Source organism: Rhodoblastus sp., assembly GCF_052145335.1.
Taxonomy (GTDB): Bacteria; Pseudomonadota; Alphaproteobacteria; order Rhizobiales; family Beijerinckiaceae; genus Rhodoblastus.
In genome coordinates, this window is sequence record NZ_JBKQOU010000361.1 from 1 (window position 1) to 6,865 (window position 6,865).

Sequence of the window (6,865 nt, forward strand, 5' to 3'; positions counted from 1 at the left end):
CCTCCTCGACGGCGATTTCGTCGAACGGGTTCATCGACATCTTGACATTGGCCAGTTCGACGCCCGATCCGTCCGTCTTCACCCGGATCTTGACGTTGTAATCAACCACCCGCTTCACGGGCACAAGTATTTTCATGATCGCAAAACTCCATTCCGACCGATGCTCTCGGCAATCGGCGCAGGCGCATTTGGAACCTGCCGGAAACTCCCGGAAGGCTCAGTCCTCTCAGACGCTGGCGAGGGCCAGTTTTTTCTTTTCTTCCCGCTTTTTCAGCGAGCCGACTTTGACCATGGCTTCCCCGGAGACGACATTGACGTTGCCAACGCGGCAGATGGTTCCAAGAGTGACGTGGGCGCGCTCCGCATGGATCTCCTTCACCGTGACAGTGGCGTGGACGGTGTCGCCGGGCCGAACCGGCGCGAGAAAGCGCATGCGCTGTTCCAGATAGATCGAGCCGGGCCCGGGAAGCCGTCCAGCGATCGCCGCCGAGATCACGCTGGCGGTGAGAAAGCCGTGGGCGATGCGACCGCCAAAAGCCGTGGAGGCGGCAAATTCCTCGTTGATATGAATGGCGTTATTGTCGCCGGAAACGCCGGCGAACAAAACAATATCGGCCTCGGTGATGGTCTTGGCGAAAGTCGCCGTCATGCCCAGCGAAAGATCCTCAAGGTCAAAGCCGTTCAAATCATTCATTCATATTCCTCCCGCGCCCTTATCCGCCGCAAAGCCGGCCGCATTCCTAACAAACTTGGATCGAGTTCTCAATCGCGGCGCCCTCGACAAAGGGGAATGGCCCCGGCTGGCGATTCGATCCTCTTGCGGAAGTGGGAAACGGCCTGCCGCTCGAACCGGCGCTCGGAGCCGTAGCGATCGCTCGTTCGTTCTGACGCCTGACGGCTTGGTTACTTCCTTTTGCGTTCAATGCGCTAGGTGTTTTCCGGCCAAAACGAAGCAAATTTCGGCCAGGGAAGGCCATGTCAATGAAAAAAATCCGATTTCAAGGAGGATTTCGGTCCGAAACGATGACCAACGAGCGGCAAACCGCTTCGGTCCGGTCATCGCCCAGTTTTACGTGCGACCGTCGTCTGCAAGCCTACGAAGTTACGATGCGCGCTTCCTGTCGCGCGCCATCGTCCAGCTGTGGGCTTCCGCCGCGCCCTTCCCATTGGCGACGATGACTCGCCATAGTCGGCTTTTTCATTCCGGACAGGGCGCCTTGGCGGACAGCCGCAAAAACAGCGACTATCTCTCTGGCGGGGAAAGTCCCAGCTTTCGCAATTCCGCCTCCCGGATCTCGTTGGTGAGGGAGTAATAACCCTCTTGCTCGACCAGGGCCTGGCCGTCCCTCGACAGAATATATTTGACGAATTCGGCGCGCAGAGGGTCGAGTTGCTCGTCCGGCTTCTTGTTCAGATAAACATAAAGATATCGCGCGATCGGATATTTGCCGCCGATGGTTTCCTCCAGCGTCGCGTTGTGACATTGACCGCCCGGGTTCACGGATAATTGCCCGCCCGGGTTCACGGATAAAGGAGCGGCGCGAACGCCGTCGGTCTTGAAGGCGATGCCGGAATAACCGATGGCGAATTTATCCTCGGCGACGTGTTGAACCACCGCCTGGGAACTTGGCTCCTGATTGACGTCGGGTTTGAAGTCGCCGTCATACAAGACAATCTGCCTGAAAAAATCATGCGTTCCGGAAATGGAATTGCGACCATAGATCACGATCGGCTTCGACGCCCACTCTCCCGTCAGTCCGGCATCACCCCAGGTGACGATGCTTCTGCCGCCGCTCCCCTTGCGCGTCGCTGAAAAAATCCTGTCCACCTGCTGCATCGCGAGGCAGGGGATGGGATTGTCCTTGTTGACGTAGATCGCCAGCGCATCTATCGCGACTCGAAAATTCGAGACTTTGTAGCCAAATTTTTTCTCGAATTTTTCCGCTTCCCCGGCGCTCATGAAACGCGACATCGGCCCGAACTGCGCTGTGCCCTCTACCAAGGCTTCCGGCGCCGTAGCCGATCCCCTGCCTTCGACTTCGATTTTCACCTCGGGATAAAAGCGCTGGAATCCCTTGGCCCAAGCCTCCATTTGACGATCGAGTGTGTCGGACCCGACCGATTTCAATTGCCCGGTGATTCCGGCGGCCGGCTGATAGGCCGGAAGGTTTTGGTCCAGCGCGAATGCGACGGAGGCCGCCATCATGGAAAGGACGGAAACGGCGGCGAAGAGGCCAAGCTTCATGACAAATTCTCCCGTTGAAATTTTTTTCTGCATCATGCGCTGCGATTTATTTGTTGGCAAACGACGCCCGGCTGGCGGTCGAGCGCGAAAACTTTCCCGCGCCGATTTGATTCCTTTGGTATTTTCATCTTTTCCAGATCGGATTGGCCAACGGTCAGCCGAGAAAAAACGCCCGTGCCCAACGAAAATTCGCCCAGCATTCCGCAAAAAATCCGCAACCTGACGAGTGTTGTCGCATTCAAATTGGGACCGCCATTTTTTTATCCACCCCCGATTTTTTATCCGACGTGGAACGCTTTGTTTCATCAGACACTTGCATAACGGAGGCTTGGCGCTCCCGATTGCAAATCTTGGTTGGCGGGCCGATTACGGATTGACACCGCACGAGAACTCTTGTGTGATGAAATATGATATTTTGATGATAGGAAGCAAAGCAGATGCTCGAACCTATCGACTTCCGTGAATTTGCCCGAGCGTTGGGAACGGTTGTACGCTTCAGCCCTGGCGATATCATATTTCGGGAAAAAGACCCTCCGTCCTGCATGTATATTGTCTTGTCAGGTTGTGTTGAAATCACTGCGCATGACAAAGTCATAGAAATAATACATGAAAGCAGGGCGCTCGGTATACTTTCATTGCTGGATGGACAACCGCGTACTGCGACAGCGCGCGTAAAGGAGCCCAGCGAACTGGCGCTGATGGACATGAAAAAGTTCAGATATATGGTTGAAGAAATCCCGAACTTCGTTTGGTTTGTGATGACAGAACTTGCCGACAGGCTACGCGCGACCAACGCCGCGCTCTAAAGCTCAGGTTCGAAAGCCAGGCCTTCGCGGCGGCGCTCGGCAGACTGACCTTGCTCCCAGCGCTCGCGGGACAGTATTCCATAGCAATGCATTGTCACCGCAACCGTGACCACGGGAATAATGCGATGACCGACACCCCCTTCCTGCTGCGCGAAAAAGATCGTGGCGTCGTCACCTTGACGCTGAACCGCCCGCAATCGCGCAACAGTCTTTCGCTCGGCATGTTGCGGGCTTTGCGCGCCGCGCTGATTGAGGTCGCCGAGGACGCAGAGGCCCGTGTTGCGATTATCGCCGGCGCCGGGCCGGCCTTCTGCGGCGGCCATGATCTTAAGGAATTGCGCGCCAGCGGCTACGATCCAGCCTATGTCAAAACTCTTTTCGCCGAATGCGCCGAGGTCATGCAGGCTATCGTCCGCCTCCCGCAACCGGTGATCGCCCGGGTCCATGGCGTCGCCACCGCCGCCGGCGCGCAACTCGTCGCCAGCGCCGACATGGCCTTCGCCGCCGAAGGCGCATGTTTCGCCACGCCGGGGGCGAACATCGGCTTGTTCTGCTCGACCCCGATGGTCGCCCTGTCGCGCAATGTCGCGCCCAAACATGCGATGCAAATGCTGCTGTCCGGCGATCTGATCGACGCCGCGACAGCGCTGAGCTTCGGCCTGATCAATGAAATTGCGCCGGTCGGAGAACTGGACCGGCGCACCTTCGACTTCGCGCTCAAGCTGGCGGCGAAATCGCCGCTGACCCTCGCCCTCGGCAAGCAGGCTTTTTATCGTCAGGCCGAAATGAAGCTGGCGGAAGCCTATGAGTACGCCAGCACGGTGATGGCGAAAAATCTGCAGGCGGAGGACGCGAAGGAAGGCATAGACGCCTTCTTGTCCCGACGCCCGCCGGTCTGGCGTGGGCGTTGAAGCCAGGACGAAAGCCCGATCAGCCGGTGGCCGCGCCAGACGCCTTCAGCGCCGCAGATTCATCGGCGCCATAGCCGCACTCCGCCAGGATCGCGTCGGTGTCGGCGCCGATTTCCGGCGGCGGATCCGGCATTTCGCATTGGGCATTGGCGAAGCGCGGCGCCGGCGCTGGCTGGATGAAGCCGCCCGCCTCGACAAAGGTTTTTCGCGAGACCAAGTGAGGATGGAGCGCCGCTTCGGCCAGATCGAGCACCGGCGCGACGCAGGCTTCACTCCGCTCGAAAAGCGCGGTCCATTCCGCGCGGCTGCGGCGCAGGAAAATCGCCGTCAGTTTTTCACGCAGCGCCGGCCAATGGCTGCGGTCGTGTTGCCGGTCTATATCCTCGGTATCGAGTTCGACAATTTTGGCGAAAGCTTGAAAAAACTTCGGCTCGATCGCGCCGACGGCGACATAAAGCCCGTCGGCGGTCTGGTAGGTGTCGTACCAGGGAGCGCCGCTGTCGAGAATATTGTCGCCGCGCTCGGCGCGCCAGACGCCGCTGGCGCGCAGGGAACAGAACATCGCCATCAGCGAAGCGACGCCATCGACCATGGCGGCGTCGATCACATCGCCCTGGCCAGTGGCGCGAGCGTTGAGCAGGCCGGCGAGCATGCCGATCGCCAGATAAAGCGCCCCGCCGGCGTAATCGCCGACGAGATTGAGCGGCGGCAGAGGCTTCTCGCCCTTGCGCCCGATGGCTGAAAGCGCGCCGGCCAAGGCGATGTAATTGATGTCGTGTCCGGCGACCTCGGCCAGCGGGCCGCTCTGGCCGAAACCGGTCATGCGGCCGAAGACGAGTTTCGGGTTGCGCGCAAGGCAGATCTGCGGGCCGAAACCGAGACGCTCCACGACGCCTGGCCGAAAACCCTCGATCAATCCGTCAGCCTTTTCAACCAGACGCAGCAGGACCTCGACCGCTTCCGGCATTTTCAAGTCGAGAGCAATGGAGCGGCGCCCGCGGGCGACAAAATCGTGCTCGCGCGCCACCGGCAGGCCGATCAACGTGCCGCCGGGGCGGTCGACACAGATGATTTCCGCGCCGAGGTCGGCGAGCAGCATGGCGCACATCGGCCCCGGCCCTATGCCCGCGATTTCGATGATCCTGATCCCCGCCAGCGGCCCCAAAATGTCCCCCTGATACCCTCAAAGATTGCGCGCGATGACCATGCGCTGGATGTCGCTGGCGCCTTCGTAAATCTGGCAGACGCGGACATCGCGGTAAATCCGCTCGACGGGATAATCTCTGGTGTAGCCGGCCCCGCCGAAAATCTGGATCGCCGACGAACAGACGCGCTCGGCCATTTCCGAGGCGAAAAGCTTGGCCATCGAGGCTTCGGACAGGCAGGGCAGACCGGCTTCGCGCAATTGCGCGGCATGGTGGACCAGTTGCCGCGCCGCCTCGATTTCCGTGGCCATGCTGGCGAGGCGAAAAGCCACCGCCTGATGGTCGATGAGTTTTTGGCCGAAGGTCACGCGTTCACGGGCGTAATCGCGCGCGGCCTCGAAGCTTGCTCGCGCCATGCCCACCGATTGAGAGGCGATGCCGACCCTTCCGCCTTCGAGATTGGACAAAGCGATCCGATAGCCCTCCCCCTCCTCGCCGAGTCGCAGATCTGCAGGGAGCCGCATTTCATCGAAGGCGATCTGGCAGGTGTCGGAAGAATGCTGGCCGAGCTTTTCCTCGATCCGCACGACCTTGTAGCCGGGCGTGTCGGTCGGCACGATGAAGGCGGAAATGCCTTTCTTGCCGGCGGCGGGCTCGGTGACGGCGAAAGTGATGATCACGTGACCGTTCTTGCCGGAAGTGATGAACTGCTTGGTCCCGGAAAGCACGTAAGAATCGCCGTCGCGTTTGGCGCGGGTCAGCAGGCTCGATGCGTCGGAACCCGCCTGCGGCTCGGTCAAGGCGAAGCCGCCGATCCATTCGCCACTGGCGAGTTTCGGCAGGAACCGCTGCTTCTGTCGCTCCGTGCCGAATTTGAGGATCGGACTGCAGCCGACGGAATTATGCACGCTCAAAATGGTCGAGCAGGCGCCATCTCCCGCGGCGATTTCCTCCAGCACGCAGGCATAGGCGACGGCGCCGACGTCCGAGCCGCCATAGGCCTCCGGCGTGGTCATGCCGAGAAAGCCGAGCTGGCCCATCTCCTTCATTTCCGCATGGGGAAATTCATGACTGGCGTCGCGGGCGGCCGCCGTCGGCGCCAGTTTTTCACGCGCATAATCGCGCGCCATGTTGCGAATTTCGCTTTGGGTTTCGTTCAGCAGCATGGACGTTTCCTCACGAGACCAATTCGACGGCCATGGCGGTGGCTTCGCCGCCGCCGATGCACAGGGACGCCATGCCGCGTTTAAGTCCGTTTTTCCGCAGCGCCGCCAGCAGGGTGACGATAATGCGCGCGCCCGAGGCGCCGATGGGGTGGCCGAGCGCGCAGGCGCCGCCATGGATGTTGACCTTGTCGTGCGGCAGGTCGAGATCGCGCATCGCCGCCATGGCGACGACGGCGAAAGCCTCGTTGACCTCGAACAGATCGACGTCTTTCAAGTCCCAACCGGTGCGCTCGCTGAGCGCGCGCAGCGCGAAAACCGGCGCGGTGGCGAAAAGATGCGGCTCTTGGGCGTGGGTGGCGTGGCCGGCCACGGTGGCGACCGGCGTCAAGCCGCGCTTTTCGGCTTCGGAGCGGCGCATCAGCACCAGAGCCGCCGCGCCGTCGGAGATCGAGCTGGAATTGGCGGCGGTGACCGTGCCGCCGTCGCGGAAGGCCGGCTTCAGCGTGCGGATTTTGTCGGGTTTCGCCTTGCCCGGCTGCTCGTCCTGCGCAACCGTCGTCTCGTTCTTGCCGGAGCGCAGGGTCACCGGCGC

General features: G+C 60.7%; 7 protein-coding genes and 2 pseudogenes. 2 read left to right on the forward strand and 7 right to left on the reverse strand.

The window, feature by feature from the left end:
- The 4 genes and pseudogenes from ACLP2E_RS21465 to ACLP2E_RS21480 all read right to left on the reverse strand — a co-directional run.
- A pseudogene (locus ACLP2E_RS21465) lies at nucleotides 1-136 on the reverse strand (electron transfer flavoprotein subunit beta/FixA family protein); the annotation flags it as partial.
- A 90-nt stretch (nucleotides 137-226) separates the two neighbouring features.
- On the reverse strand, nucleotides 227-694 hold the full coding sequence (locus tag ACLP2E_RS21470; RefSeq protein ID WP_442461509.1) for a MaoC family dehydratase: 468 nt from the start codon (nucleotides 692-694) through the stop codon (nucleotides 227-229).
- 549 nt (nucleotides 695-1,243) lie between these two features.
- The gene (locus ACLP2E_RS21475) at nucleotides 1,244-2,245 is read right to left on the reverse strand and encodes a PstS family phosphate ABC transporter substrate-binding protein (protein WP_442467074.1); all 1,002 of its coding nucleotides are present in this window, start codon (nucleotides 2,243-2,245) and stop codon (nucleotides 1,244-1,246) included.
- A gap of 32 nt (nucleotides 2,246-2,277) precedes the next feature.
- Nucleotides 2,278-2,445 carry a hypothetical protein gene (locus ACLP2E_RS21480; protein ID WP_442461511.1) on the reverse strand — a complete coding sequence of 56 codons (168 nt, stop codon included), beginning with the start codon at nucleotides 2,443-2,445 and terminating at the stop codon, nucleotides 2,278-2,280.
- 237 nt (nucleotides 2,446-2,682) lie between these two features.
- Between ACLP2E_RS21480 and ACLP2E_RS21485 the strand changes: the two genes are divergently transcribed.
- Nucleotides 2,683-3,051, forward strand: coding sequence for a Crp/Fnr family transcriptional regulator (locus tag ACLP2E_RS21485; protein ID WP_442461512.1), 369 nt, complete (start codon nucleotides 2,683-2,685; stop codon nucleotides 3,049-3,051).
- Nucleotides 3,052-3,176: 125 nt separating this feature from the next.
- Nucleotides 3,177-3,962, forward strand: coding sequence for an enoyl-CoA hydratase (locus ACLP2E_RS21490; protein WP_442467075.1), 786 nt, complete (start codon nucleotides 3,177-3,179; stop codon nucleotides 3,960-3,962).
- A 19-nt stretch (nucleotides 3,963-3,981) separates the two neighbouring features.
- Here the strand turns inward: ACLP2E_RS21490 and ACLP2E_RS21495 are convergent, their stop codons facing one another.
- From ACLP2E_RS21495 to ACLP2E_RS21505, 3 genes and pseudogenes are all read right to left on the reverse strand, one after another.
- Entirely contained in the window at nucleotides 3,982-5,127 is a 1,146-nt protein-coding gene (locus tag ACLP2E_RS21495; RefSeq protein ID WP_442461514.1) for a CaiB/BaiF CoA transferase family protein, read from the reverse strand.
- An 18-nt stretch (nucleotides 5,128-5,145) separates the two neighbouring features.
- On the reverse strand, nucleotides 5,146-6,273 hold the full coding sequence (locus ACLP2E_RS21500) for an acyl-CoA dehydrogenase family protein (protein ID WP_442461515.1): 1,128 nt from the start codon (nucleotides 6,271-6,273) through the stop codon (nucleotides 5,146-5,148).
- 10 nt (nucleotides 6,274-6,283) lie between these two features.
- Nucleotides 6,284-6,865 (reverse strand): annotated as a pseudogene (locus ACLP2E_RS21505) (acetyl-CoA C-acetyltransferase); the annotation flags it as partial.

What these genes read in the sequence shown, in the direction of transcription:
- ACLP2E_RS21500 (WP_442461515.1), bottom strand. Translation starts at nt 6,273, where the DNA reads ATGCTGCTGAACGAAACCCAAAGCGAAATTCGCAACATGGCGCGCGAT.
- ACLP2E_RS21480 (WP_442461511.1), bottom strand. Translation starts at nt 2,445, where the DNA reads ATGCTGGGCGAATTTTCGTTGGGCACGGGCGTTTTTTCTCGGCTGACC.
- ACLP2E_RS21475 (WP_442467074.1), bottom strand. Translation starts at nt 2,245, where the DNA reads ATGAAGCTTGGCCTCTTCGCCGCCGTTTCCGTCCTTTCCATGATGGCG.
- ACLP2E_RS21490 (WP_442467075.1), top strand. Translation starts at nt 3,177, where the DNA reads ATGACCGACACCCCCTTCCTGCTGCGCGAAAAAGATCGTGGCGTCGTC.
- ACLP2E_RS21485 (WP_442461512.1), top strand. Translation starts at nt 2,683, where the DNA reads ATGCTCGAACCTATCGACTTCCGTGAATTTGCCCGAGCGTTGGGAACG.
- ACLP2E_RS21470 (WP_442461509.1), bottom strand. Translation starts at nt 694, where the DNA reads ATGAATGATTTGAACGGCTTTGACCTTGAGGATCTTTCGCTGGGCATG.